Source organism: Marinomonas algicola (assembly GCF_014805825.1).
In the GTDB taxonomy this organism is placed as follows: Bacteria; Pseudomonadota; Gammaproteobacteria; order Pseudomonadales; family Marinomonadaceae; genus Marinomonas; species Marinomonas algicola.
This window is the reverse complement of sequence record NZ_CP061941.1, coordinates 2619366-2644588: the sequence shown is the minus strand read 5'-3', so window position 1 is coordinate 2644588 and position 25223 is coordinate 2619366. Positions and strand designations below refer to the sequence as shown.

The following is a 25223-nucleotide window of genomic DNA, read 5'->3' as shown; positions in this document are numbered from 1 at the left end:
TTGCTCTTACTTTATGTTGGAGTATGCTTTTTGCCTAGAACAAGTACTTTATCGTGTTTGGCTCTGGGGGAATAAACGTTCAAAATTTGAGCCGAATGAGCGTTGTTATTGACTATTTTATGTTTGCTTTTGGCCAATATGAGTAGACCCTCTTTGGGTGACAAGGTGGTTTCGCGCTCTGGCTGCGTTATTGTTATTGTGTCGGTTAGGCTAACAATAAACTGTTGAGCAAAACGATGATAGTGTAATGGTTCATTATGCTGTTCAGGCAGTAATTCGACTTCTATTTTCACATTAGGGTGTTCAGATAGGACCCATTGATTGTTGTTTGATGCCGTAAGAGACTTATTGGCTGTACCGGTAGATTGAACTCTCATGTATTCATTAAATGGCGTGTCGAGTGGAGCCCCCCTCACTTTGACAAGTAAGCAATTGAGTTGGTTACTGAGTGGTACCAGCTTGTTATTACTTTCGGCCTCTAACCAAACCCCTTGATTCGGCTTAATGGTACATTCTTGGTTTTGGTTTTGAAGAAATGCTTGACCATCAAGCACAAATAAGTAGCAATCTGTCGTAAAACGATAAAAGCGTTGTTGCACTTCATTCTGAAAGAAATGTTCTTGGTAGATGTTCATGCTCTCACAATGGCATAATAGGTTTTTAGTTCCTGATTGGCCAATTGGATTCATTATTGTCGTTTTGTGGGCAGGCGCGTTTTTAGGGTCTATGGGTGGCATACATGCATTTAAACCTGATGGTTGTCCGAATGGTTATTGAATCATGTTGTTTAACATGAATTCAATCACTTCGTTATTGATATAGTTTATATTAAAGTTGCTGCTATCTAGTGGCATTCTTTATAGTATAGATATAAAGAAAATTGAAAAAGGATAAGTCCTTGTCTGAGTTGCAAAATTTTGAAGAAAACGAAACGCTTTCGTTACGTGATTATACCGAAAAAGCGTATTTAAATTACTCTATGTACGTCATTTTAGATAGGGCTTTGCCACATATTGGTGACGGCTTAAAGCCAGTGCAAAGACGAATTGTCTACGCTATGAGTGAGTTGGGCTTAAAAGCCTCTGCTAAGTATAAAAAATCGGCGAGAACGGTCGGTGATGTACTTGGTAAGTTTCATCCTCATGGTGACAGTGCTTGTTATGAAGCAATGGTGTTGATGGCTCAACCATTCTCCTATCGTTATCCTCTGGTCGATGGTCAAGGTAACTGGGGAGCACCAGATGACCCTAAATCATTTGCCGCCATGCGTTATACGGAGTCTCGTCTTTCTAAGTACGCTGATGTGTTATTAAGAGAAGTCGCACAGGGTACGGTGGACTGGGTACCTAACTTTGATGGAACGCTCAACGAACCTTCCGTATTACCAGCCCGGTTGCCGAATCTTCTATTAAATGGCACAACGGGAATCGCGGTGGGTATGGCCACAGACATTCCCCCTCATAATTTGAGGGAAGTGGGTAATGCCTGTATACACTTATTAAATAATCCTAAATCTGAGTTAGATGATTTACTTAATTTTGTAAAAGGACCTGACTTTCCAACGGGAGGAGAGTTAACCACTTCCAAAGCCGATCTGAAAAAGCTATACGAAACGGGTAAAGGACAAATTAAAGCAAGAGCGCAGTACTCTCTTGAAGAGGGTGATATTGTTATCAATGAATTGCCGCATCAAGTTTCTGGCAATAAGATACTTGAGCAAATTGCAGCACAAATGCAGGCTAAAAAATTGCCAATGGTTGTGGATTTAAGGGATGAATCAGACCATCAAAATCCAACCAGGTTGGTTATAGTTCCAAAGTCTAATCGTGTTGATACTGAAGCGGTTATGACGCACTTATTTGCAACGACCGATCTAGAGCGCTCATATCGTGTAAATATGAATGTAATTGGTCTTGACGGTTTGCCTCAAGTGAAAGGATTGAAGCCTTTTCTTGTTGAGTGGCTTCGTTTTAGAATTAATGTGGTCCGTAGACGCTTACAATTTAGATTGGATAAAGTGAATAACAGACTGCATATTTTAGAAGGTTTGTTAGTCGCTTTTCTGAATATTGATGAAGTAATAGAGATTATTCGTACTGAAGAGAAGCCAAAACCTGTACTTATGGCACGATTTGGTATCACAGACATTCAAGCGGAAGCTATTTTAGAGTTAAAGCTTCGCCATCTCGCTAAGTTAGAAGAAATGCGCATTCGCGCTGAGCAAGACGAATTAGAAAAAGAAAGAAAGCAACTTGAAGGTTTATTGTCTTCTGACACTAAATTGAAAAAATTGATCACAAAAGAAATTCAAGAAGCGATTGATCAGCATGGAGACGATAGGCGGACACCGATTGTTGATCGTAAAGAGTCTCAAGCATTTAGTGAAGAAGATTTGTTATCTAATGACCCAATTACCGTTGTGTTATCTAAACAGGGTTGGATAAGAGCAGGCAAAGGTCACGATCTTGATGTGGCAGGATTGAGTTATAAATCTGGTGATGAGTATTCTCTTTCTGTCAAAGGTCGGTCAAACCAAACCTTGATATTATTCGCGTCGAATGGACGCACGTATTCACTCAAGGCGCACTTGTTACCTTCGGCTAGGGGGCAAGGTGAACCGATCACTGGGCGTATAAGCTTAGAAAAAGAAACGCATATAGTGGCGGCAATGTTAGATTCTGATGACAGCTATTATTTGATATCAAGTGATGCGGGGTATGGCTATATTGCAAGATTAGGTGACCTGCATGCGAAAAACAAAGCGGGTAAAGCCTCCTTGACCTTACCTGCTGGGTCGCAGGTAGTACAGCCAATTAAAGTGGCCTCTCCTGAAAATAGTGACATTGTTGTCGTGTCTAATGAAGGTAGAATGCTGGTGTTTAAAGCAAGTTCTTTACCTCAGATGTCAAAAGGTAAAGGGAATAAAATGCTGAGTATTCCAGCGGTCAGAGCGGCATCGCGAGAAGAGTTTGTTCAGTTAGTAACCAGTGTCCTTGCTGAAGACTTATTATTGGCTCACTCAGGTAAAAGGTTTTTATCTATGACAGCAAAAGACCTTGAAGAGTATCGAGGTGAAAGAGGACGACGAGGACTGAAACTACCTAGAGGGTTCCAACGGGTTGATCTTTTTGAAGTGAAATTAGGAGAAGGTAAGAGCGCTCAAGCCAATTCAGATTTAACATAAAAAATTGAATTACGCCATGTTTAGAAAAATGCGATGATACTGTTTGCTAACAGTGTCATCGCATTTTTAATGGCCTATTATCTATTTTTTGCAATGTCCGTAAGGACCTTAAAAAAGGAATCCGGAGTATGAGCGCCATGAATCATGAATTTATCATCGATAACGTAGGTTGGTGCAGACAGAATATCAATCTCTTGAAAGCGTTTGATCTTTTTCTCTATGATTAACTTTGACTTTTCAGTAAACGCTTCTTCGATATCCTCTTCCTTCATACCAATGTTTTTGGCAATATCTGTTAATATCTCAATATCACCTATGTTTTTGCCTTCAGTGAAATAAGCGTTATAAAGCGCAAGGGCAAGTTGCGTACTTAGGCCGCTTTTATTGGCTATCATGATTAATCTGTGGGCCGAAAATGTATTCGGTAAAATATCTTTATCAGTAAAGTTAAACTGAATACCCTCTTCAATACCTATTTGCTGGAGTGCATGGGTGGCTTCCGTTAACTTTTCTAAACTACCGAACTTTTCTCCCAAATAGCGTTCTCGTTCAACGCCTTGGGTCTCAATATCTGGGTGTAGTTCAAAGGGTTGCCATTTTATCTCGAAGCGATAGTCATCACCGAGTTGATCAATAGCTTGTTTCAAACGGTTGTACCCAAGGTAACTCCAAGGGCAGACAAAATCAGAAATGATGTCAATACGAAAATCGGCCATTAGGCGCTCCATTAACAAGGGGAATTAGATTGTACTCTAATGTTTGGGTGGTTTTTTGAAAATCAAGCTTTACTAAGCATTAACGCTGAAAGCGATGCATTGGCTAATTTGACAATAAGGCAGACCGCTTTCATCATGCCAATGATTAAATGCCGCTTGGGCGGATAATAATGCGGCCTGTGTGTCTCTGCCCGTCGAAATAATACCTCTGTTTCTTAAATAGCCTTCTACGTCTCTTGTGAGTAAAAAAGTGTCTTTTCCCATTACTCTTAAAGAATATGGTCCAGTATTACCGCCTAAGCGTTTGCCATGTTTTTTTAAGTAACGCCATAGATTGGTAATATCGGAACTTGGCCAATCGGCAATGAGTTTGGCAAAAGAACCATGTTCTTGTTGTGCTTCGTACATCATTAGGGCATTGTCTCGAATAGTAAGCACTTTTTCTAGATTACGAATGATTCGGATATCTTTCGCTTTCTCTTCCCACATTTCATCGGGAATAAGCGTCATCTTTTCGATGTCAAATCCAAAAAAAACGTCTTCAAACCCCTCCCATTTATTTCTTACTACTTGCCAGTTAATACCGGATTGGAAAATTTTCTGTGTCATGGCCGCGAGCCAGCGATCATCGCTAATGCGACCGAGTTCATTGGACGTTAGTGGATAGGATAAGCTTTGTTTTAAAAATGCTTCACCATTATGTCTAGTCGCGGCTCTATTAAAAATAGCGTCGAAAGGCTCATATTTAGGGGTCATATTTCCTACTTAGATAGCATTATTTTATGTACTGATTTGAACTATTGTACAAACGAGTGTTACTGATAAAACGTTTGGATGGCTTTTTTAACTTCTTTTTCATGCGTTAAGTTGATGATATGGCTTGCTCCATCTAACCAAACAACGTTAATTCTTGGAAATAAAGATTGCGCAAACTCGGCATTTTGGGGCCTTACTAGATCATCGTTAGTGCCTTGTAAGAAGGTTACAGGAATGTCCAGTTTGCTGTATTGATTTTGTAATTTTTCGAGTTCCGGCATTAATTCAAGCACTTCTTGATTGGCGTTGTACCAAAATTTAGGTACCCACTGTTCAGGTAAAATATCCAATGCGAAGTTAAACCAGCGAGCTTCTGCTAGTTTTGGGCCTACATCCCCCGCTAATATTAATACACCTTCGATGTACTCGGGATAATCCACGGCCAATTTTGGCGCTAAAGAGCCGCCTAACGAGTGGCCAATAATGAGTGTTTTTGTATTGTTTTTCTCCCATATGTCTTTCAGTAAAGGGCCTATTAATACAGATTGCTCCGACAAGGATTTAGGGAAATGATTAGTCGGGTAAGATGACTTCCCCCAACCGGGTCTGTCTAAAGCGTTTATGTTGTAGTCTCTCATAAGGTCAGGATCTTCGAAATAGCGAGCGAAAGATGACCAGCTTCCTGGAGTGCCGTGAATAAATAAAATATTGGGTTTGGTGGCGTTACCGTTACTCACATAATGCAGTTGGTAATGCTCAGCTTTAATGGTGTGCTGGAGGATGAGGTTGGGTGTTTGTGCTACTCGTTTAGCAATTTCAGCGTTTTTATCAATCTCACTTTTCTGACTAGAGCAAGCGCTTAAAGCAAGGCATAAAATAATGATAAACCAAATTTTCATGGATGAATTCGTCTGTTTAGTAGGTTTTAAAAAAAGTAAGATAATACCTTTGTCAGATAGTTCAATTAAGCGGTTAAAATTGATGATTTTCAACCTGATTTTAAGATAAAGGGGTATGATAATAGAAAGAGCTTAAAATTATCTAGAAGATTACTTTATACTAGCGGAAATTTATTTGAGAGTGAAACATGACGCATTTGAGTGTAAATCTTAACAAAATCGGGTTGTTACGAAATTCTCGTGGACGTGATTACCCTAATATGGTCACTATGGCAGAGCGTGTCCTATCGCTTGGTGCATTCGGTTTGACAATCCATCCCCGCCCAGACCAGCGTCATGCAACCTATCAAGATGCGTATGACCTGAAAAGTCTGGTGGCTCGTTATCCGGGTAAAGAGTTGAATATTGAGGGCTTTCCTGATGATCACTTTCTGAAAGTTGTATTGGATGTTGTACCAGATCAATGCACATTAGTGCCTGATGACCCAAACCAACTTACTTCCGATCATGGTTGGAATTTGGGTCGAGACCAAGATGTTCTCAGGCCTATTATTGGTAAATTAAAAGATAAAGGCATTCGAGTTGTATTGTTTATGGACCCAGATCCAGAAAATATGATTATGGCCAAAAATATTGGTGCTAATAGGGTGGAGTTGTATACCGAAGCGTATTCCAATGCGTTTGCAACAGAAGCAGAGAGTCAATGCTTAACTCAATATACAGAGGCCGCCGCTGCGGCAAAAGAGGCTGGCTTAGATGTTAATGCTGGGCATGATCTTGATTTAAAAAATGTGGGTAAGTTTTGTGAAAACGGACTTATTACAGAGGTATCAATAGGTCATGCATTAACAATTGAATCTTTAGATCTTGGTTGGGATAATGTTATAAAAATGTATTTAAATATATTAGAAAAATAGGCCTTTTTTTAAGGGTATTTTACATGCCAAGAGCCGTCTGTGCGCAGTGTTTCTTTTTAAAGCAGAATTGTGTGTGCCATTTTATTCCAAACGTACACACTGATCTGAAAGTGATTGTCTTTCAAAGTCTTCAAGAAGCGAAACACCCGAAGAATACCGTAAGGTTATTGCGCTTAGCGATGCCTTCTATTCAAGTTATCCCGGTCGTTTCGCAAGAAGACATTTTAAGAGAGTTAAATTTATTGGATTTGACTAAATGGTGCTTGATTTACCCTTGCGATCAGTCGACCCCGATTGAAATCGAGACGAAGCAAAGTTTAGATAATTATGAAGGTATTTTGTTAATAGATGCCACGTGGCGAAAAGCATTTTCAATGTATCATACCTGCCAGCAATTTGAAAAAATGGCGACTAAGCATTTCTTATCTCCTCCAAAGGGGAACTATTTTATTAGAAAGACATCAAAAGAAAATGCACTCTCTACTTTTGAAGCCTGTGTCTATACTTTAGAATGCATTGAAAAATTAGACCTTTCGGCCTTAAAGGTTTTTTTCTCTCAAGTACAGCAATGGCAATGGCGACGGAATCCCTATATCAGTCAAATTACTCGTTAAATTATAATTGGAATAAAGTATGATAAATAAACAAAACGAAATTGAAGCCGCCGTGTTACAGCGTTTTCTAACGCACTTAGATAACCATAAAGAAGTGCAAAATATTGAACTGATGAACCTGGCTGATTTTTGTCGTAATTGTTTAAGTAAATGGTATATGGCTGAGTGTAATGAACGAGGGGTCGAAATGGATTATGAAAAAGCTCGTGAATTCGTTTACGGTGAACCTTACGATGATTGGAAAACAAAGTATCAAAAAAAGGCTACGCCTGAGCAGCTTGCTGAATTCCAACAAAAAAATGGAAAATGATCGCTATGCCATTGCAGTGTAAAGAGTAAGGTTTAGATGGCTATCCGGAAAGGGTTTCTGATCTTTCTAAGTGCCTCCTTGATTGTGATGGCAGGGTTACTGTCTGCGGATATTTCAGATAAAGATGCACAGTTAGCCAGAAAAGTTGCTTTGAAATATGGTTCTGAAGCGGAAAAAAGAGTGATGGCTTGGCGAAAAGTGATTAATAGAGTGAAGGGCGGCACCGATCTTGAAAAATTGGTTGCGGTGAATGACTTTTTTAACCAAATGGACTTTGTCGATGACATTGAGCATTGGGGAAAAAATGATTATTGGGCAACGCCTATCGAGTTTTTAGGCACTCGCGGAGGGGATTGTGAGGATTTCACTATTGCGAAATATTTCTCGCTGAGGGAGCTCGGTGTACCGGATGAAAAACTGCGTTTGGTGTATGTTAAAGCATTAAAGTTAGATCAGCATCATATGGTGTTAGCCTATTATCATAAACCAACAGGCGTGCCGGTATTGCTGGATAACTTAGATAAACAATTGAAGCCCGCTTCAAAGAGAAGAGACTTGTTGCCCATTTATTCTTTTAACGCAAAGAACTTATGGCTATCAAAGGCAAAAGGCCGAGGCGTCCTTGTTGGTGGATCTTCAAAATTGAGCTTGTGGACAGATTTAAATAGTCGTTTGGCGGCATTTAATTAAACCGGAGAAAAATAATGACGCTTTTTAAGCAGTTGATGATCACGATTGTCGCTATATTCTCTTTAATGTTAGTAGTTGTAATGGGTATTAACTTTAATACAACTAAGGGTTTTCTTGTTAGTCAACTCGAATCAACCACTCAGGATTCCGCTATTTCTCTTAGTATGTCTATTTCAGACTTTATGGAGTTAGAGGATTATGTTTCAGTTGATAGCAGTGTGCAGGCTGTATTTGACAGTGGGTATTTTTCAGAAGTCAGAGTGCATGTGTATGATACCGATAAGAACATTGCACGAATAAATTCTAATCAAATTGAAGGTGTTCCTGAATGGTTTATTGAGCTAATTGAATTTGATGAACCTATTGCCAATGCGGTGATTTCAAATGGATGGAATGAGCTTGGGCAGGTTTATATAACAGGTAGTGCTGGATATGGATATCATCAGTTGTGGTTGGCTACACGGGATCTTGTTATTTCATTTTTAGTCATCGGAGCGCTCACATTATTGGTTGGAATGATGGCGTTACGACAATTGTTTAAGCCTTTGGCCGCTGTTGAGGCTCAAGCAGAAGCCATACAGCAACGAAAGTTCGTGAAAATGGAATACTTACCTAAAACGCGTGAACTGCGTTCTGTTGTGCTTTCAATGAATAGGATGGCAGAAAAATTAGAAAAAGAATTTGCTGCTGAAGCAGAAACGGCGCAATGGCTTCAGGCTAAGGCATTCAAAGACCCAGTAAGCGGGCTGGGAAATCGTAACTTTTATGAAAGCCAAGCGACGGCCCATTTTGCCGATAATGATCGAACCATGGATGGGTTAATTTTAGTAAGCCTGGCCGACTTAGCTAAGTTAAATAATGAGCGTGGTTATGAAGCCGCTGATACTTTTATTAAATACACGGCTGAAATTTTAACTGAGCAAGTTAAATGGAGTGTGTCTTCTACTGTCGTGGCACGTCTCTCCGGTGCTGACTTTGTTATTTTAATGTCTCATATTGATTTAGATCGTCTTGAAAGTACCGTGAATAAAATTATGTCATCAATGCAAGAGCTGTTAGCAACAAGGGTGCCTTACTCCGAGTTTGTGGCGAGTATTGGGGCTGTTGTGTTAGATTCAAAAACAACGAAATCGAAAGCAATGGCCCAGGCAGATGCGGCCCTTCGATCAGCCAAGGCGTTAGGGCTCAATGGTGTTAAGGTGTTTGATGTTGATGTCGGTAAAAACATGGCAATTGGACGTCTTGCATGGAAAGAAATGCTTGAATTTGCCATTGAAAATAAGTCTTTTAGATTGAGAAAACAGAGTGTTGCTGAAGTGTCTAATCAAGAGAATGTTTTTCAACAAGAGGTTTTTGCTAGCCTTGAATATCAAGATCAGCAATATCATGCGGGGTATTTTATTGGTCTAGCCGAACAGTTCGATTTAGGTGAAAAAGTAGACCAAGTTATTATTAATTTGGTTGTTGATTATATTAAAAATAACCATCCTAAAACGCTTCTTACAATAAACCTTTCAGCATCGGCGTATGTCAAACCCGCTTTTATTACTTGGTTAGATGGGCTGTTAGATGATTTGAAAGACGACATAAAATCAAAAATGTCATTTGAAGTCTCTGAGCAGAGTGTCTTATCTACTGAAGATCACGCTTTGCTTTTGTCTAAATTACTAAAAAGGCATGGTGTTACTTTTGGCATTGATAATGTTGGTAAGCAATTTTCGGCGTTTCAATATGTACAAGATTTGATGCCAGACTATGTCAAAGTCGATCCTTCTTATACTAAATTGGCTGTCGGCAAAGAATCCGAGTCGTTCTTCATGCATACACTATGCAAGATGTTTAATAGCTTAAATGTGCAGGTAATTGCAACGGGTGTCGAAAGCAAAAAGCAGTTAGAAATATTGCAGAGATTTGATATATATGGCGCTCAAGGCTATATTTTAGGTCGAGCAGAAGACATGTAAGCTTGGTTTTCACTGTTTCTACGCTTTTTTTGAATGACTTTTCAGTTTACAACAAGCGTAGATAACTAAATAAACGAATCATTATCATCAGGAACGTCTTCATTAATTAAGGTTTCATCGTTTGAGGCGTTTAGACCACGAACCCATTTTCGACTGAGTAGCTTTTTCTGTGCCGCGAGAGGCAGTTCTGTAAATTGAATTATATGTTTTTCTGTTAATAGAACGATCAAGTCCTCCAGAACCCTCATCATCTCTGAATCTGAGTTTGTTAAGATCCCTTTAGCTTGGCTATTACTTATTTTATCTTCTAGGATCTGAGCGACATTAGGGTCATTTGGCGCCACTAATTGTTTATAGTCATCACTTTGTTCCGTTGAAACATCAATAATGACTCCATGTTGGTCCAGTTTTGCGTAAAGCATGACTAATTCCTTGATATGAATGTAATAATTAATTGTAACAGAGCTTTTCAATTAATCTAAGAAGAACTATTCTATGTTGAATTTTATTCGTTTTCTTAGGTATAAAGAGTAATATAAAGAAATAAGTTATTTAAATTAAGAGAGATATGGCATGCCACACTCCGAAAATACGGGCGTTGAATCTCTGAACGATTCTGCAGGAAATAACGACACTTCAAACATTAATACTCGTTCAGAAAATAACGATACCATTGAGAATAGTACAAAAGAGATTGAATTGGATGAAAAGATACCTGAAAAACAATGGTCTGTAGGTGGCGTCAGCTTAAACTACCCAAACCCGCTCTTAGATTCTCTTGTATTAGTCAGTAAGTTTTTTGGTAACCCTTACACAGCGGATTCCATAAGAGCAGGCCTTCCTGTGACAGATGATCTGCTGACGCCTGAGATGTTTCAACGAGCTTCAAAGAAAATTGGCATAGTGTCACGCTTTGTAAAAAGATCGCTTGATAAAATTCCCCTTGCTGTTTTACCCACCGTTTTGCTTTTAAAAGACCAGCAAGCGTGTGTTTTATTAGAAGTAGACACCGCTAAGCAAGTGGCGAAAGTGTTTTTACCTGAATCAGGTGAAGGCGAAGTGTCGATTACTATGGATGATTTGCAAAACAGTTATACTGGGTATTGTTTTTTTGTTCGACCACAGTATCGTTTTGATAAACGTTCAGAAGAAACGTCTGATCAAGAAGCGAAGAAGACGCACTGGTTTTGGGGAACGATTACACAGTCATGGAGAATCTATAGAGATGTTATTTTTGCCTCTTTATTGATTAACTTATTTGCTGTGGCCAGTCCCTTATTTGTCATGAATGTTTATGATAGAGTGGTTCCGAACAACGCTTTTGATACTCTGTGGGTACTGGCGATAGGTGCAATTGTTGTTTATGGGTTTGATTTTTTATTACGGACTTTTAGGGCGTATTTTATTGATATTGCAGGCAAAAAATCTGAAATACTAATATCGTCTACTATTTTTGCAAAAGTAAATCATATCAATATGGCCTCTCGACCTAAGTCTGTTGGGGCGTTTGCAAAAAACCTACAAGAGTTTGAAAGTATTCGCGAATTCATTACCTCAGCCAGTATTACAACGCTTGTTGATATTCCATTTATGTTTTTGATTGTCGCTGTTATTTGGCTAATTGGCGGCCCTGTTGCTTATATTCCTCTGATCGCTATTTTCTTAATTGTTTCCTACAGCTTAATTATACAAGTGCCCTTAAAACGTTCGATTACAGAGAGTTCTAAAACCGCCTCACAAAAACATGCCGTTTTAATTGAAAGCTTGTCTAACGCAGAAGGTGTTAAGCTGAATAATGCCGAGGGTGTTCAGCAGAAACAATGGGAAGACGCCGTTGGTAATATTGCGGATTGGGGGGTGAAGACTCGTCAGTTAGCTCAGTCTTGTTCTAATTTTGCCATGGTTGTGCAGCAGTTAACGACGGTTGTTATCGTTATCGTGGGTGTTTATCAGATATCTGAACGAGAAATGAGTATGGGAGCCTTGATTGCCGCGGTCATGCTAACAGGTAGAGCACTTGGTCCAATGGCTCAAGTGGCAAGTTTGGCGACTAAGTATAATCAAGCTAAGTCTGCCTTTTCGGCTTTGCAAGAAATTATGGACTCAGACGTTGAGCGTCCTGAAGGTGTGAAATACGTTCATCGCTCGACCTTTAATGGTGAATTTCAGTTTGAGGCTGTTAAATTTGCGTATCCAGACGAAGAGCAAGCGGCTATTAGTAATATCAGTTTTACGATACGTAAAGGTGAAAAAGTTGGAATCATTGGACGGATAGGGTCTGGGAAGTCAACGCTAGGTAAACTTATGACAGGGTTGTACCATCCTGTAGAAGGCGCGGTTCGAATTGATGGAGTCGATCTACGTCAAATTAACCCAACCGATTTGAGGCGAAACGTCGGGGCCGTCTCGCAGGATATTTCTTTATTCTACGGGAGTATTAAAGATAATATTGTTCTAGGTGTACCGTATGTCGAAGATGACGCTATTATCAGAGCGGCTGAGTTATCCGGTGTTGCTGAATTTGCTAATCGTAAACCAAGCGGGCTTGACAGTTTAGTTGGAGAAAGAGGTGCTTTGCTTTCAGGAGGGCAGCGCCAAAGTGTGGCTATTGCTCGGGCGATGTTATTTGATCCGCCGATTCTTATTTTAGATGAGCCAACAGCATCGATGGATAATACAACGGAAACACGGATGAAACGCCGTTTGATGGATGCTTGTAAAGATAAAACACTAATTTTAATTACCCACAAAGCCTCTATGCTTGATATGGTTGATCGTCTCATTGTTATGGATAATGGGCGTTTGATTGCAGATGGGCCAAAAGAGCAAGTTCATGAAGCGCTTCGCCAAGGCAAATTGAAGGTAAGTTAATATGAGTTATCAGCTAGATAAAAATAAACCTTTATTTGTATTGCTAAAAGAAAAGATGGGGCATTTATTTACTTTCTTATCTCTTTATCTAAAAGTTAAAAGGAAAAATATGCGTTCATTTTTTAAAAGAAAAATTCAGTATTGGTTATTTCTTTTACCTGATGATATTCAGCCGTTTTTTACCGACTTTACAAAACAAAAGAAATGTTTATATTCTTCTCTGGAAAAGACAATTAGTCGCCTGATTTCTGTAGTGAAAGGAAAGGTAAAACAGCCATTTCGTGTTCTCGAAGACCCACCAAGTAATAAAAATGAAGAGCTTAATAAGATTGAGCAAGTTGATTTAGATTATCTCTCTAACAGGAATGCGGCCATAATGCTACGTTCTCCAAGAGGAGGAAGAATCATTCTATGGAGTATTTTTGTATTTGTTTTTTGTGGGCTTTTATGGGCTCATTATACCGAGCTTGATGAGGTAACTGTTGGTCAAGGTAAGGTGATACCTTCTAGTCAAGTCCAGATAGTACAAAACCTTGAGGGTGGTATTTTAAAAGAGATTCATATTGAAGTGGGTCAAACTGTAGAAAAGAATCAACTTCTAATGACGATCGAAAATACAGAGGCCTTATCATCTCTGAGGGAAAGGCAAGCTGAATATGTGGGTCTCTTGGTACGTGCCGCTAGGCTATCCGCTGAAGCGACAGGAGAAAGACCAAATTTTGACGAATCAACTCGGATAAATTACCCAAATGTAGTTATGCGCGAAATGTCATTGTATGAAAATAGAAGGGAATCTTTACGTGCTAATCAAACGGTATTTCAGCAACAAGTCTTGCAGAAAGAACAAGAAGTTATAGAACTAGAAGCGAAGTTAAATAACCTGATTACAAGTTTCGAATTAGCAAATGAAGAACTACGATTGACACGACCAGCCTTTAATGAAGGTGCGGTCTCTAAAGTTGAATTGTTACAGTTAGAGCGTCAAGTGAACCAGATGAGAGGTGATATGAAGGCGACGCAGCTTGCATTACCTCGAGCAGAATCGGCTTTAATTGAAGCGAAAACCAAGTTGATCGAGAGCGATGCTAAGTATCGAGCTGAAGCTCAGGAAGATCTTACGGGTGTAAGAAGTAAACTGGATCAAATTGCCGAAGTGAATGTGTCTCTGGAAGATAAAGTTCAAAGGACGCAAGTTCGATCTCAAGTAAAAGGGATTGTTAAGCAATTGCAAATCAATACTGTTGGCGGTGTTATTAAGCCAGGTCAAAGTTTAATGGAGATTGTACCGCTTGAGGATTCATTATTGATTGAATCTAAAATTCGACCAGAAGATATTGGTTTTATTAAACCGGGTTTGAATGCGGTCGTTAAATTATCGGCCTATGATTTTGCTATTTATGGAGGGCTTCAGGGAGAGGTTGAAAATATTACGGCAGATACTATTTTAGATGAAGAAGGTAATAGTTTTTATATTGTTCGTATCAGAACAGATAAAAACTTTTTAGGCACAGATTTAGTTCCTCTTCCTATTATTCCGGGAATGCAAGCAACCGTTGATGTGTTAACTGGTAAAAAGAGCTTGTTGGATTATTTACTCAAACCAATTTTAAAAGCCCAGCAAAATGCGTTAAGGGAAAGGTAGTTATAAAAACTTACACAGATAATTGATTTTATTACGAAACATTACAGACACTATTGTAATAATTTGTAAAAATCACTCATTATGATTTATGATATCGAGGACGATTTTGAAGATACTTTGTTTGAATATAAATGAATCTGTATGGAAACATTGGCTAACCGTTGCTCCTTCTGATAAGTCGCTTGTAAGGGTGCTATCAATGGATGAACTAAAGCGCTTATTAGATGAAAGTAAACCAGATAACGTTGAGTATTGTTTCATATATTTGGACCATGAACATTTTCATCAAATGATAGAGAGCGCTATTACTTTACGACGCGAGTACCCTAGTTTAAAAATCATTACATTCCCTAACAAGCCAAGCCAAACGGCCGGTTTGAGACTGTTGTCTCAGGGTATTAATGGGCAATGCAGTCCTTATATAGGAAAAAAGCAGCTAGAAACGGTTTTATCCGTTGTTGCTATGGGGGAGATTTGGGTCGGTAAATCCTTCATTGATCAACTGATTACGGCTAATTCGATGGATATTAATATCGACGACTTGGCTTCTCAAGAGTCGTTCGAGTTATTGTCTGCAAAAGAGCGCGAAGTGGCTGTCTATATAAGCAAAGGGTTAAGTAATAAACAAATAGCGTCTGAAATGTCGATTAGTGATCGAACGGTAAAGTCACATATGACAAACATATTCAAAAAAACCAATATAAAAGACAGATTAGGCCTGTCTATCTTGGTGCAGAAAGTCCATACAGTGCATTAATCCGATGCGCTGTTTTTTTTGTATCTAGTCAAATACCCACGGCCATTTATTCGTTCAATAAATCATACCATCTTCTTGTTAGCATTTAATATTATGTTTAAAGCATTCTACTATATTAAATGGAATCATCCGTTTATTTTCTTCTTTCTGCCTTTAATGTTTAGGAATAGGCGTGCAATTTGCTTAGTTGATAGGTTATTCCTTTTAGGCAATTTATACGATGCATCAAAAAACATCACACTCTCCTTTAACGGTTATGTTGGTTGATAATGAGCCTGCGAGAGCGGCTATTGTTGAGCAGGCTTTAATTGATAACGGTTATAAAGTGATTCGGAGATTGGAAAATACCCAGCACCTTACTCAAGCTGTTCAGGAAAGTCTTCCTGACATGATCATCATTGATATTGAGTCTCCTGATAGAGACATGCTCGAAAACATGTCTCAATTAACAAAAAATAACCCTCGTCCAATTGTCATGTTTGCTGAAGAAGATAAGTCAGCCTCTATGGAGGCGGCTATTCGGGCTGGCGTGAGTGCTTATGTCGTTGATGGCATGCAACCAAATCGCTTTAAGCCTATTCTGCAAGTCGCCATTGCTCGGTTCCGTGAATTTCAAGCCTTAAAGTTGGAATTAGAAACCGTTAAAACACAATTAGAAGATCGTAAGTTAATTGATAAAGCGAAAGGGTTGATTATGAAACATCAAGGCTGTGATGAAGCCGCTGCTTATACAGCATTAAGAAAATTAGCTATGGATAGAAGCCAACGTATGTCTGAAGTCGCTCTTAATGTAATCTCCGTAATGGATCTCATTGGAGGTGGAAAATAATGTCGACCCTTGATCGTTTGATACCAATAAATGCCCCCTCTGATGCGGATGTCTCTTTGGGTTTTATTCCATTAATTGATAGCGCACCTTTTGTGATTGCTAAAGAAAAAGGCTTTTTTGAAAAAGAAGGCGTGAATGTTGTACTTTCAAAAGAGGCGTCTTGGGCGAGTATAAGGGATAAAGTTGCGTTTAATCTTCTCCAAGGAGCCCATATGTTGGCCTCCATGCCGCTCGCCTCGGGGCTTGGTGTCGGCTCCGCAAAAGTAAACATACAGACAAGTTTTACTGTCAGTCAAAATGGTAATGGCATTACAGTTTCAAATGAGTTGTATCAATTAATGAGCACTGAGACCAACAATTCTAACGAGATAAGAAATGGCAAAGCACTTAAGTCCGTTATGGCTAAAAAAGGTAAACATGAAAAACCACTGAAATTTGCCATGGTGTATCCATATTCTTCTCACCATTACCAATTACGAGATTGGCTTAGTCGTGCGAATATTGACCCGGACAAAGACGTTGAGCTTATCGTTGTTCCGCCGACAAAAATGATTGACTTCCTTAAGAATAGCGCTATTGATGGATACTGTGTTGGAGAGCCATGGAACAGTCTTGCTGTAGAGCAGGGTATTGGTCATATGATAGTGACTGGGTATGAAATTTGGGGCAATACACCGGAAAAGGTATTAGGTGTAAACCAAAACTGGGCCAATGCAAACTCAGAGCAACATGATGCATTAATTCGAGCGTTAAACACGGCATGTGAGTGGGTGGACGATGCCGCCAATCTTGAAGAGTTATTATCTGTGCTCAGCCATCCAGATTATTTAAATTGCCCTGCAGAGCAATTAAGGTATGGCTTTAGTGCGATTAAACCTTCAGGGCAATTTGATTGGCCAATGGAAGCGTACCAAAAATTTTCTAGCGATAAGATTAATCGCCCTAATACTGATTATGCCTTATGGCTTTTAGGACAGATGAACCGCTGGGGGCAATTGCCGGCTGTCTCTTCTCTATTGGACTTTGCTATCAATACCTTTGATGACAGGGTTTATTGTCGCGCCTTGAATATAAATCAACCGTGCAAACCTTATTCACTAACCGGGCTTTTGTCAGAGAGTGACTGGTTAAAAGGCGTAGCAGAAGATAAAATTCGTATTCATCCAGATGGTATAGAATTTGGTTTTGACTACTTATAAATGTTAAATAGCAGTGCATGCGTGTTCTAAATAGAGGCATTTAAGGTAGGTATTCTATTTCATAATAGATAAATTTATTTAAAATCAATGGCTTATTTTTTTGGCATGGTTAATGCTTTTAATTAAGTAATGAAAATTAACAAATGAGTCAATGTAGATTCATTGAAGAATGGCAAAGGCGCCTGTACAGCAAGTTTATCTTGTTGTGCATGCGCCTTTTTTTTGTGTCTTTTTTTATTGCTAACGTTTCAGGTGGGAAGTGATTATGAATTGTTTTGTAGAGAAAAAACGAGTTTTGACAAAAATCCAGCAATCAGTAGGTAAGATTCGTAGCGTACTGTGGATGAGCAGTGTCGTAATAGGGACGACTATTTCTAGTAATCTTGTTTTTGCTGAAATTGGTGAGCCTGAGAAAGAAGATCTTACCTTCGGTTTCATTAAATTAACCGACATGGCGCCTTTGGCGATTGCTTATGAAAAAGGCTATTTTGAAGATGAGGGACTGTACGTCACACTTGAGGCTCAAGCAAACTGGAAAGTGTTATTAGATCGAGTAATTGATGGGCAGTTAGATGGAGCGCACATGCTGGCAGGTCAACCTCTTGGCGCAACCATCGGATATGGAACAGAAGCCCATATTGTTACGGCATTCAGTATGGACTTGAACGGTAATGCCATTACTGTCTCTAATGATGTCTGGTCAAAAATGAAACAAAACATTCCACATGATAGTGACGGAAAGCCGGTTCACCCAATTCGTGCTAGTTCACTTAAGCCTGTTATTGATGAATTAAAAGCGGAGGGTAAGCCATTTAATATGGGAATGGTGTTCCCAGTCTCGACACACAACTATGAATTACGTTATTGGTTAGCTGCTGGGGGGATTCATCCTGGATATTATGCACCGTCAAAAGGTGATGTGAGTGGCCAAATAAATGCCGATGCCTTTCTTTCTGTTACGCCTCCACCTCAAATGCCATCAACGATGGAAGCTGGCACTATCCATGGATATTGTGTTGGCGAGCCATGGAATCAACAGGCTGTGTTTAAAGGGATTGGTGTTCCTGTTATTACCGATTATGAAATTTGGAAAAACAATCCCGAAAAAGTGTTTGGCGTCAGCCATAGTTGGGCGGAAGAGAATCCAAATACGCATATTCGAGTCGTAAAAGCGATGATTCGAGCGGCCAAATGGCTTGATGAAGAGAACAATGCTAACCGTCCTGAAGCCGTTAAAATCTTATCAAAAAGCCAGTACGTTGGTGCAGACTACGATGTGATTGCCAACAGTATGACTGGAACGTTTGAATACGAGAAAGGTGATAAGCGTGATATCCCAGACTTTAATGTCTTCTTTCGTCACAACGCCACGTACCCCTATTACAGTGATGCGATCTGGTATCTAACTCAAATGCGCCGTTGGGGACAAATCGATCAATTTAAGCCAGATTCCTGGTACTTAGATATCGCTAAAAAAGTCTACCGCCCTGATATTTATTCCATTGCTGTTAATGAATTAATAACGGACGGCGTGGTAGAAGCGGCGGATTTTCCTGATTTAGAGAGTGAAACAGGCTTTAAGCCACCGCAAACAGAATTTATAGACGGTGTTACTTATGATGGCCGCTTTCCTAATAAATACCTTGATAGTTTTTCAATTGGCCTTAAAGGTAAAGAAGATATTTAACCGCAAATTAGTATAGGGGAGGCGTTCCTCCCTTTTGTTGCTAGAGACAACAGTAAATAGATCTCGAGAGATTACAGAAAGTAGAAACAACCAAGAGTAATTGATGATGATAAAACAAAACGCATATGCCGCGGTTTTTGGTGGGGTGAAAGAGGCCCTATCAATAAAAAACTGGTTGTTTCCATTGTTGGGGATAGTCGTATTTCTCGCCTTATGGAATACATCGGCCAGCCGTATTAATACTTCTCTGGGGGAGTTTCCTAGCCCTGTTGTAGTGTACCAGCAATGGAATAGCTTGGTGAATGATCATATAGAAGAGAGAGAAAAGGAAGTTGCTTTTTACGAGCGTCAAGACGTGAGGAATGCTAAAAAATTAGCAAACGACCCTGATTATATCGCTAAAAAAAGACCTTATACTGGTAAACCAACCTTCTTTGACCAAATATTTACCAGCTTGTACACAGTGTTAGCTGGCTTTGGTTTAGCCAGTTTAATTGCTATACCTATGGGAATACTCATTGGTTTGAACGGCCACATTTACAGTGCGCTTAACCCTATCATTCAAGTGTTTAAACCCGTATCTCCCCTAGCATGGTTGCCCTTGGTAACTATGGTTGTTAGCGCAACTTATGTTACAGACGACCCTATGTTTGCTAAATCATTTTTAACATCCATGTTTACCGTTACTTTATGTTGTATGTGGCCAACGTTAATTAATACGGCGGTTGGGGTGGCGGCTATAGAGCAAGATTTATTGAATGTATCGAAAGTCCTAAGACTTAACTGGTTAACCCATGTGACAAAAATTGTTATTCCTTCTTCAATTCCAATGATGTTTACCGGACTCAGGTTGTCTTTAGGCATTGCTTGGATGGTGTTGATTGCCGCAGAAATGTTGGCGCAAAACCCAGGTTTAGGGAAATTTGTTTGGGATGAATTTCAGAATGGTAGCTCGAATTCCCTAGGGCGAATTATGGTCGCTGTTATTGTTATCGGTTTTATCGGTTTTTTACTGGATAGAGTGATGTTAATGATTCAACGATTGTCTTCTTGGGACAAAACGCAAGTTTTAAGGTAAAGGGTAGCGACAATGATGCATTTAGACATAAGTAACGTATCGATCGAATTTCCAACCCCTAAGGGGCCATTCAAAGCACTTGATAAAGTATCTTTGAAGATCACTAAAGGCGAGTTTGTTTCTTTGATTGGCCATTCTGGCTGTGGTAAATCAACGGTTTTGAATATTGTTGCAGGATTATACGATGCAACCGAAGGTGGTATTTTATTAGATGGTAAAGAGGTGCGTGGCCCAGGTCCAGAAAGAGCGGTGGTCTTTCAAAACCATTCTTTATTGCCTTGGTTAACCACCTACCAGAATGTTGAGTTAGCCGTTAAACAAGTGTTTAAAGGCACAAAGAGCAAAAAAGAAATGCATAACTGGATTTTACATAATCTTGATCTTGTCCAAATGACTCATGCAATGGATAAACGTCCTGCAGAGATTTCTGGTGGAATGAAACAACGTGTAGGGATTGCGAGAGCATTAGCTATGGAACCATCGGTGTTGTTAATGGATGAGCCCTTTGGTGCGCTAGATGCCTTAACAAGGGCACATTTACAAGATTCCTTAATGGAAATACAAAAAGATCTTAATAATACCGTCATTATGATTACCCACGATGTTGATGAGGCCGTGTTGTTATCCGATCGAATTGTCATGATGACAAATGGTCCTGCGGCGACAGTGGGTGAAATATTAACGGTTGATTTAGAGCGGCCACGCAACCGTCTTGAGTTGGCTGATAACCCTAAATACGTTCAATATCGTGCACAAGTATTGAAATTTCTTTATGAAAAACAGCGCAAAATAGAACCTATTGTTAAGCCTGCAAAGGCATCAAAAATGGCTTTAGATAGAGCAGATAAAGCCGCCTCCTAACAGAGGTAATACTCTGTAACTGGCTTGAATATAGGAGGGCTAAAGTGAGCTCAAAGACATTAAAAGAACATTTAGTCATTGTTGGTGCTGGGATGGCGGGCAGTCGTCTTGCTTCAAAAGTACAGGCCGAATTTCCCGATCGTTTTACGATCACATTAATTGGTGAGGAGCCAGAAGCTGGCTATAACCGAATTATGCTTTCTTCTTTTCTCGCACAAGAATGTGGACTTGAAGAACTGATGTTAATTGATATGGAGCAATTTTTAGAAAACCAAGGTGTTGTTATAGCGGCTAACCCTGCCATCGACATCAATTTAAACTCTAAACAAGTCCTTCTGCGTAATGGGGAATTAATTCACTTTGATAAATTAGTAATGGCAACAGGCTCACGTTCAAGTTGTTTATCTGTCAAAGGATCGGATGCTGATAACGTCATTGGCTTTCGTAATTTGCAAGATGTGTCTCTAATGACCCGTTTGAAATCGGAAAGTCGAGTCGTCGTGATTGGTGGAGGGTTGCTTGGACTGGAGGCGGCTGTTGGGTTAGTTAAGCAGGGGAATAAGGTGACTTTATTACACCGAGCGGGTTTTTTGCTAAACCGCCAACTTGATGAGGTATCGGCAAACTTGCTTATGAATCGGTTATCTTCCATGGGGATAGAATTTCGCCTAGGGGCAAGCACAAAGGCGTTCAATATCTTACCAGGACAGGTATCACAAGCGGGTTCTGTCTCTCTGTCTTCTGGAGAAGAGATTGAAGCGGATCTTTTTGTGGTGGCCACTGGCATTGATCCTGAAATCAGTTTGGCCAAGCGCGCTGGATTGAATATAAATCGTGCCATTATAGTAAATGAGTTTTTAGAAACTTCTGAGAAAAATGTATTTGCTATTGGTGAATGCAGTGAATTTGAAGGTCAAACTTTTGGCTTAGTTGCCCCTATTTGGAGTCAATTGGACAGTTTGTTATCGGCTTTGTCAGATAGACAAAAAGCGTTTTCTGTAGAGCCTGTACCTACGAAATTAAAAGTGTCAGGAGTGCATGTTTTCTCGGTTGGGACTACTTGCACTATCAACGACGAAGGCGTGATTCAATACATTGATCACGTTTTAAATCACTATCGCAAACTGATTGTCAAAGACGGCAAATTAGTAGGCGCAATTCTATATGGCAATGTCGCCGATGGTGGCTGGTACTTTCAGCTTATTCAAAATCAGACAGATGTGTCGACCATGTTAGACACACTTATTTTTGGTGAAGCTTATTGCGAAAAAAGAGCAGCCTAATGACAGGTTAAGTAAGCAATTTGGCTAAGGGAACCAGATAATCAGAGGTGAATATGAATAATAGTATGCAATTAGAAATCAATAAAAAGCCCAACTTAATCATTGTTGGTAATGGTATGGTTGGTCATCACTTTGTCGAGCAATTAGTTCAGTTAGACGCCAATAATGAGTATCAGATCATTGTATTTGGTGAAGAAGCAAAACTGGCCTATGATCGTGTGCATCTGAGTGAGTATTTTACCGGTAAAAGTTACTCTGAATTAGCGATGTCAGATGCGACTTATTACGATAAAAATCATATCGAATATGAGACTAATGCTAAGGTTGTTGGTATCAATACAGTAGAAAAACGCATCCGGTTGGCGGATGATCGAGAGTTCATGTTCGAAAAATTGGTTTTGGCGACAGGCTCTTATCCTTTTGTACCACCTATTAAAGGTCATGATAGAGAAAATACCTTTGTATATCGAACTTTAGATGATCTCGATGCTATTCGGGAGTGTGCTAAAACGGCGAAAACAGGGACAGTAGTCGGTGGTGGCTTATTGGGTTTAGAAGCCGCGAATGCGTTAAAAAATCTGGGATTAAAAACCAGTGTCGTAGAATTTGCGCCTCGATTAATGCCTGTTCAATTGGATGAAGCGGGCGGTGGTTTATTAAAAAATATGATTCGCGCTTTAGGTGTAGATGTACATGTATCGAAAGCCACAACACAAATTGTTGATGGTGAAGACGCTGCACACAGGATGGAGTTTTCAGATGATAGTTTCCTGGAAACGGATCTTATTCTTTTTTCAGCAGGAATACGCCCTCAAGATTCGTTGGCGCGAACCGCTCAGTTAGCGGTAGGAGAGCGAGGCGGTATCGTTATTAATGATTTTTGCCAGACTTCACATGCCGATATTTACGCCATTGGGGAATGTGCATTATGGGAAGGACGTATTTTTGGTTTAGTTGCGCCAGGATACACAATGGCAAAGGCGGCAGCTCATCATGTTGTTGATCGTCAAACGGTGGCTTTTACTGGCGCTGATATGAGTACTAAATTGAAGCTATTGGGCTGTGATGTAGGCTCTATCGGTGATGCTCATCAAATGACCCCCAGTGCTAAGAGCGTTGTCTACCGTGATGACTTCTCAAATGCGTACCGAAAAATGATCGTCTCAGAGGATGGTACCAAATTGTTAGGCGCCGTGTTAGTTGGAGACAACAGCTATTACGATACATTACTACAGTATTATTTAAATGGCATAGCACTTCCAGAGAATCCACAAAGCTTGATTTTACCTGTGAGTCAGGGAGAGCCCGGAGGGTTGGGTGTGGATATGCTGCCAGCGAATGCGTCAATTTGCAGTTGTCATAATGTGTCAAAGCAAGACATTGCCGATGCTATTTCTGCTGGGTCAATGGACTTAGCCGCGGTTAAAACAGAAACCAAGGCAAGTACAGGTTGTGGTGGTTGTTCTGCTTTATTGAAAAAAGTGGTTGATAATGAGTTATTGGCACTTGGTGTAGAAGTCAGTACTGATATTTGTGAGCATTTCTCTTATACACGTCAAGATTTGTATAACTTAGTCAAAATTGACGAAATCAAAACCTTTAATGATTTAATACATAAGCATGGAAGAGGTCGAGGGTGTGAGATCTGTAAACCTGCGGTTGGTAATATATTGGCGAGTGTCTGGAATGATTTTGTTTTAAAAAAAGAGCATGTGTCTTTACAAGATACGAATGATCGGTTTCTTGCCAACATGCAAAAGGACGGGACTTATTCCGTCGTGCCACGTATTCCGGGTGGCGAGATAACGCCTGAAAGGTTAATTGTCCTTGGTGAAGTGGCTAAAAAATACCGGCTTTATACAAAAATAACGGGCGGTCAAAGAATTGATTTATTTGGTGCCACTTTATCCCAGCTACCTTTAATTTGGGAAGAGCTCATCGCCGTGGGTTTTGAAACGGGTCAAGCATACGGCAAATCCGTTCGTACTGTGAAATCTTGTGTTGGTAGCACTTGGTGTCGTTATGGGGTTAACGATAGCATGAAAATGGCCATTGATATTGAAAACCGATACAAAGGCCTGCGCTCTCCTCATAAGCTTAAATTTGCTGTCTCTGGTTGTACACGAGAGTGTGCCGAGGCACAAAGCAAAGACATCGGTATTATTGCCACGGAAGGTGGTTGGAATCTTTATGTGTGTGGCAATGGCGGGATGAAGCCTCGCCATGCTGATTTATTTGCAACGGATCTAACAGATAAGCAATTGGTTGCCTACATTGACCGAGTATTGATGTTTTATGTTAAAACGGCAGACCGATTACAGCGTACCTCAGTTTGGATGGAAGGGTTAGAGGGTGGGTTGGACTATTTAAAACAAGTTGTTATAGAGGATTCACTAGGAATCGCCAGTGAATTGGAGGCTCAAATGGCTCTAATTGTCGATACGTTTCAGTGTGAATGGAAAACGACCATTGAAAACCCTGAGTCCCGTAAGTTCTTTAAGAATTTTATTAACTCGGACGGTTTGGATGAAAATGTCGTATTTGTAGAAGAGCGTGATCAAATACGTCCAGCAACAGACGCTGAGAAAAATAAACTCATTGCTACGGTGGCCTAGGGGATAAAAATGAACTGGATACAAATTTGTACTTTTGATGATTTAGTGGCTCACGCGGGTATTGCAGCAAGAGTGACGGATAGCCAAGTGGCCATATTTTTTGAACCAGAGTCAAATCAACTTTACGCACTTTCAAATTGGGACCCTATAGCGAAAGCAAATGTCATGTCAAGAGGCTTGATTGCGGAAGTTGATGGACGCTTAACGGTAGCAAGCCCACTGTATAAACAACGATATTGTTTAGTAACGGGTGAGTGTCTTGATGATGCCGTGTCTTTGCCTGTCTGGAATGTAAAGTTAGATAATAATAGTGTTTGGATTGCACCAAAATAAACAATAAGAGTGATGTTG

General features: G+C 39.9%; 22 protein-coding genes. 17 read left to right on the top strand and 5 right to left on the bottom strand.

Translation table 11 applies throughout. The annotated features are described in order from the left end of the window. Positions 1-11: 11 nt before the first annotated feature. Complete coding sequence (locus IEZ33_RS12130; RefSeq protein WP_191600314.1) at positions 12-635, bottom strand: cupin domain-containing protein; 624 nt, start codon at positions 633-635, stop codon at positions 12-14. Between the two features lie 263 nt (positions 636-898). Here IEZ33_RS12130 and parC point away from each other — a divergent pair, with 263 nt between their 5' ends. Next, the gene (gene parC, locus IEZ33_RS12125; protein WP_191600313.1) at positions 899-3184 is read left to right on the top strand and encodes a DNA topoisomerase IV subunit A; all 2286 of its coding nucleotides are present in this window, start codon (positions 899-901) and stop codon (positions 3182-3184) included. 77 nt (positions 3185-3261) lie between these two features. Here the strand turns inward: parC and IEZ33_RS12120 are convergent, their stop codons facing one another. From IEZ33_RS12120 to IEZ33_RS12110, 3 genes are all read right to left on the bottom strand, one after another. Continuing rightward, a complete protein-coding gene (locus tag IEZ33_RS12120; RefSeq protein ID WP_191600312.1) occupies positions 3262-3900 on the bottom strand; it encodes a DsbA family oxidoreductase in 639 nt (212 codons plus the stop codon). A 72-nt stretch (positions 3901-3972) separates the two neighbouring features. Further along, positions 3973-4656, bottom strand: a complete 684-nt coding sequence (locus IEZ33_RS12115; RefSeq protein ID WP_191600311.1) for a DNA-3-methyladenine glycosylase I — start codon at positions 4654-4656, stop codon at positions 3973-3975. A gap of 59 nt (positions 4657-4715) precedes the next feature. Then, entirely contained in the window at positions 4716-5555 is an 840-nt protein-coding gene (locus tag IEZ33_RS12110) for an alpha/beta fold hydrolase (protein ID WP_191600310.1), read from the bottom strand. Positions 5556-5743: 188 nt separating this feature from the next. On the opposite strand from IEZ33_RS12110, the gene IEZ33_RS12105 reads away from it, so the two are divergent. From IEZ33_RS12105 to IEZ33_RS12085, 5 genes are read left to right on the top strand one after another with little or no spacing between them, the layout of a single operon-like run. Next, the gene (locus tag IEZ33_RS12105) at positions 5744-6472 is read left to right on the top strand and encodes a pyridoxine 5'-phosphate synthase (RefSeq protein WP_191600309.1); all 729 of its coding nucleotides are present in this window, start codon (positions 5744-5746) and stop codon (positions 6470-6472) included. A gap of 23 nt (positions 6473-6495) precedes the next feature. Then, positions 6496-7086: a DTW domain-containing protein gene (locus IEZ33_RS12100; protein WP_191600308.1), complete on the top strand. Its 591-nt coding sequence runs from the start codon at positions 6496-6498 to the stop codon at positions 7084-7086. 19 nt (positions 7087-7105) lie between these two features. After that, on the top strand, positions 7106-7396 hold the full coding sequence (locus tag IEZ33_RS12095) for a DUF1244 domain-containing protein (RefSeq protein ID WP_191600307.1): 291 nt from the start codon (positions 7106-7108) through the stop codon (positions 7394-7396). Positions 7397-7432: 36 nt separating this feature from the next. Further along, complete coding sequence (locus tag IEZ33_RS12090) at positions 7433-8086, top strand: transglutaminase-like cysteine peptidase (RefSeq protein ID WP_191600306.1); 654 nt, start codon at positions 7433-7435, stop codon at positions 8084-8086. Positions 8087-8100: 14 nt separating this feature from the next. Then, positions 8101-10050 (top strand): bifunctional diguanylate cyclase/phosphodiesterase, encoded by a 1950-nt coding sequence (locus IEZ33_RS12085; protein WP_191600305.1) that lies wholly within the window; start codon positions 8101-8103, stop codon positions 10048-10050. A gap of 65 nt (positions 10051-10115) precedes the next feature. On the opposite strand, the gene IEZ33_RS12080 is transcribed toward IEZ33_RS12085, so the two are convergent. After that, the gene (locus tag IEZ33_RS12080; RefSeq protein ID WP_191600304.1) at positions 10116-10472 is read right to left on the bottom strand and encodes a hypothetical protein; all 357 of its coding nucleotides are present in this window, start codon (positions 10470-10472) and stop codon (positions 10116-10118) included. 151 nt (positions 10473-10623) lie between these two features. Here IEZ33_RS12080 and IEZ33_RS12075 point away from each other — a divergent pair, with 151 nt between their 5' ends. From IEZ33_RS12075 to nirD, 11 genes are all read left to right on the top strand, one after another. Then, positions 10624-12921 (top strand): type I secretion system permease/ATPase, encoded by a 2298-nt coding sequence (locus IEZ33_RS12075; protein ID WP_191600303.1) that lies wholly within the window; start codon positions 10624-10626, stop codon positions 12919-12921. Between the two features lies 1 nt (position 12922). After that, positions 12923-14563, top strand: a complete 1641-nt coding sequence (locus tag IEZ33_RS12070) for an HlyD family type I secretion periplasmic adaptor subunit (protein ID WP_240009521.1) — start codon at positions 12923-12925, stop codon at positions 14561-14563. 121 nt (positions 14564-14684) lie between these two features. Continuing rightward, on the top strand, positions 14685-15320 hold the full coding sequence (locus IEZ33_RS12065; protein ID WP_240009520.1) for a response regulator transcription factor: 636 nt from the start codon (positions 14685-14687) through the stop codon (positions 15318-15320). Positions 15321-15540: 220 nt separating this feature from the next. After that, on the top strand, positions 15541-16149 hold the full coding sequence (locus tag IEZ33_RS12060; RefSeq protein WP_240009519.1) for an ANTAR domain-containing response regulator: 609 nt from the start codon (positions 15541-15543) through the stop codon (positions 16147-16149). Continuing rightward, a complete protein-coding gene (locus tag IEZ33_RS12055) occupies positions 16149-17348 on the top strand; it encodes a CmpA/NrtA family ABC transporter substrate-binding protein (RefSeq protein WP_191600301.1) in 1200 nt (399 codons plus the stop codon). Before IEZ33_RS12060 ends, IEZ33_RS12055 begins: the two co-directional genes overlap by 1 nt. A 343-nt stretch (positions 17349-17691) precedes the next feature. Next, positions 17692-19035: a CmpA/NrtA family ABC transporter substrate-binding protein gene (locus IEZ33_RS12050; protein ID WP_206696957.1), complete on the top strand. Its 1344-nt coding sequence runs from the start codon at positions 17692-17694 to the stop codon at positions 19033-19035. 106 nt (positions 19036-19141) lie between these two features. Further along, positions 19142-20113 (top strand): ABC transporter permease, encoded by a 972-nt coding sequence (locus IEZ33_RS12045; RefSeq protein ID WP_191603626.1) that lies wholly within the window; start codon positions 19142-19144, stop codon positions 20111-20113. A 12-nt stretch (positions 20114-20125) separates the two neighbouring features. Continuing rightward, positions 20126-20974: an ABC transporter ATP-binding protein gene (locus tag IEZ33_RS12040; RefSeq protein WP_420844863.1), complete on the top strand. Its 849-nt coding sequence runs from the start codon at positions 20126-20128 to the stop codon at positions 20972-20974. A gap of 44 nt (positions 20975-21018) precedes the next feature. Further along, positions 21019-22257: an NAD(P)/FAD-dependent oxidoreductase gene (locus IEZ33_RS12035; protein WP_240009518.1), complete on the top strand. Its 1239-nt coding sequence runs from the start codon at positions 21019-21021 to the stop codon at positions 22255-22257. A 53-nt stretch (positions 22258-22310) separates the two neighbouring features. Next, positions 22311-24872 carry a nitrite reductase large subunit NirB gene (gene nirB, locus IEZ33_RS12030; RefSeq protein WP_191600299.1) on the top strand — a complete coding sequence of 854 codons (2562 nt, stop codon included), beginning with the start codon at positions 22311-22313 and terminating at the stop codon, positions 24870-24872. Between the two features lie 9 nt (positions 24873-24881). After that, on the top strand, positions 24882-25205 hold the full coding sequence (gene nirD / locus IEZ33_RS12025; RefSeq protein ID WP_191600298.1) for a nitrite reductase small subunit NirD: 324 nt from the start codon (positions 24882-24884) through the stop codon (positions 25203-25205). The last annotated feature ends 18 nt before the right edge of the window (positions 25206-25223 follow it).

Bases quoted from the DNA above. Each gene is read 5' to 3' on its own strand.
- IEZ33_RS12130 (WP_191600314.1), bottom strand. From the start codon at position 635: ATGAACATCTACCAAGAACATTTCTTTCAGAATGAAGTGCAACAACGC.
- IEZ33_RS12120 (WP_191600312.1), bottom strand. From the start codon at position 3,900: ATGGCCGATTTTCGTATTGACATCATTTCTGATTTTGTCTGCCCTTGG.
- IEZ33_RS12115 (WP_191600311.1), bottom strand. From the start codon at position 4,656: ATGACCCCTAAATATGAGCCTTTCGACGCTATTTTTAATAGAGCCGCG.
- IEZ33_RS12110 (WP_191600310.1), bottom strand. From the start codon at position 5,555: ATGAAAATTTGGTTTATCATTATTTTATGCCTTGCTTTAAGCGCTTGC.
- IEZ33_RS12105 (WP_191600309.1), top strand. From the start codon at position 5,744: ATGACGCATTTGAGTGTAAATCTTAACAAAATCGGGTTGTTACGAAAT.
- IEZ33_RS12100 (WP_191600308.1), top strand. From the start codon at position 6,496: ATGCCAAGAGCCGTCTGTGCGCAGTGTTTCTTTTTAAAGCAGAATTGT.
- IEZ33_RS12095 (WP_191600307.1), top strand. From the start codon at position 7,106: ATGATAAATAAACAAAACGAAATTGAAGCCGCCGTGTTACAGCGTTTT.
- IEZ33_RS12090 (WP_191600306.1), top strand. From the start codon at position 7,433: ATGGCTATCCGGAAAGGGTTTCTGATCTTTCTAAGTGCCTCCTTGATT.
- IEZ33_RS12085 (WP_191600305.1), top strand. From the start codon at position 8,101: ATGACGCTTTTTAAGCAGTTGATGATCACGATTGTCGCTATATTCTCT.
- IEZ33_RS12080 (WP_191600304.1), bottom strand. From the start codon at position 10,472: ATGCTTTACGCAAAACTGGACCAACATGGAGTCATTATTGATGTTTCA.
- IEZ33_RS12075 (WP_191600303.1), top strand. From the start codon at position 10,624: ATGCCACACTCCGAAAATACGGGCGTTGAATCTCTGAACGATTCTGCA.
- IEZ33_RS12070 (WP_240009521.1), top strand. From the start codon at position 12,923: ATGAGTTATCAGCTAGATAAAAATAAACCTTTATTTGTATTGCTAAAA.
- IEZ33_RS12060 (WP_240009519.1), top strand. From the start codon at position 15,541: ATGCATCAAAAAACATCACACTCTCCTTTAACGGTTATGTTGGTTGAT.
- IEZ33_RS12055 (WP_191600301.1), top strand. From the start codon at position 16,149: ATGTCGACCCTTGATCGTTTGATACCAATAAATGCCCCCTCTGATGCG.
- IEZ33_RS12050 (WP_206696957.1), top strand. From the start codon at position 17,692: ATGAGCAGTGTCGTAATAGGGACGACTATTTCTAGTAATCTTGTTTTT.
- IEZ33_RS12045 (WP_191603626.1), top strand. From the start codon at position 19,142: ATGATAAAACAAAACGCATATGCCGCGGTTTTTGGTGGGGTGAAAGAG.
- IEZ33_RS12040 (WP_420844863.1), top strand. From the start codon at position 20,126: ATGATGCATTTAGACATAAGTAACGTATCGATCGAATTTCCAACCCCT.
- nirB (WP_191600299.1), top strand. From the start codon at position 22,311: ATGAATAATAGTATGCAATTAGAAATCAATAAAAAGCCCAACTTAATC.
- nirD (WP_191600298.1), top strand. From the start codon at position 24,882: ATGAACTGGATACAAATTTGTACTTTTGATGATTTAGTGGCTCACGCG.